Source organism: Glycomyces dulcitolivorans (genome assembly GCF_003265355.1).
Taxonomy (GTDB): Bacteria; Actinomycetota; Actinomycetes; order Mycobacteriales; family Micromonosporaceae; genus Glycomyces; species Glycomyces dulcitolivorans.
Genome location: NZ_QFRW01000126.1, coordinates 1 through 1372 on the forward strand (window position 1 = coordinate 1; position 1372 = coordinate 1372).

Genomic DNA, 1372 nt, shown 5'->3' on the forward strand with positions numbered 1-1372 from the left:
GTCGGCCAACCCGTCGACGCGGTCGGCCGTCAGGACCACGTCGGCCGCCTCCGTCGAGGCGCTCGCGCCCCGGCCCGCCAGCGCCACCCCGACGCCGGCCGCCGCGAGGGCGGCGGCGTCGTTGATGCCGTCGCCGACCATGATCGTCGGGGCCCGCTCCTGTTCGGCGCGGACGACGTCGAGCTTGCCCGCCGGGTCGCGCTCGGCGAAGACCTCGTCGACGCCCATGGCGCGGCCGACGGTCTCGGCCATGTCCGCGCGGTCCCCGGTGAGCAGGACGGTCCTGGCGATGCCGGCCCGGCGGAGCGCGCGCATCATGCGCGGCGCGTCGGGCCGGAGCGGGTCGGCCAGCATCAGCACCCCGGCGGGGCGCCGGTCGACGGCGACGAACACCGTCAGCGAACCGTCGAGGGCGGCCCGGCGCCGGGCCCGCTCGGCCCACTCGGGCGGGTCCTCCCCGAACGCCCAGGCCGCCTTGCCCAGTCGCACCCGGCGGCCCGCGACCGTGCCCTCGACCCCGTACCCGGGCCGCTCCCGCACGCCTTCGGCCGCGGCCAGCTGTGCCTCCCGGCGGCGGGCGGCGGTGACGATCGCCGCGGCCAGCACGTGCGAGGAGGCCTGGTCCAGCGAGGCCGCCAGCCGCAGCACCTCCTCGGCGGCGAAGTCCGGTCCGGCGGCGACCGCGGCGAGTTCGGGCCTGCCGCGCGTGAGCGTGCCGGTCTTGTCGAACAGCATGGTCCGCCCCGCCGCCAGCCGTTCGAGCGCGGCGCCGCCCTTGACGATGACCCCGTGCGCGGCCGCCCGCGACAGCCCGCCCATGACGGCGACGGGCGCGGCGAGGAGCAGCGGGCACGGGGTGGCCACGACCAGGACCGCGACCGCCCGGACCGCTTCGCCCGACACGGCCCAGGCGAGACCGGCCACGGCCAGGGTGAGGGGGACGAACGCGGCGGCGAACCGGTCGGCGAGGCGCACGAACCGGCCCGTCGACGCCTGCGCCTGCTCCACCAGCCGCACCACGGCCGCGTACGTCGAACGCGCCGCGGTCTCGGTCGCCAGCAGGCGGACCACGGCCCCCGCGTTCACCACGCCGCTGCGGACGCCGTCCCTGGCCGGGCGCTCGACCGGGACCGCTTCGCCGGTCAGCGCGGACTCGTCGAACACGCCCGGCTCCAGCAGGCGTCCGTCGACCGGGACGAGGTCCCCGGCGCCGACCACGAGCCGGTCGCCCGCGGCCACCCGGTCGACGGGGATCTCGCGCACGACGCCGCCGGACTCGCGCCTGGCGGTGCGCGGGGCGCGGTCGGCGAGTCGGCTCAGCTCGCGGCGGGCGCGGGCCGAGGCCCGCGCCTCCAGCGCCCCGCCGGTGAAC

Annotated in this window: 1 protein-coding gene; it reads right to left on the reverse strand. The window is 79.2% G+C overall.

The window, feature by feature from the left end:
* Positions 1–1372 (reverse strand): heavy metal translocating P-type ATPase (locus DI269_RS13025; RefSeq protein WP_115509846.1); only part of this gene is annotated, 1372 nt, incomplete at both ends.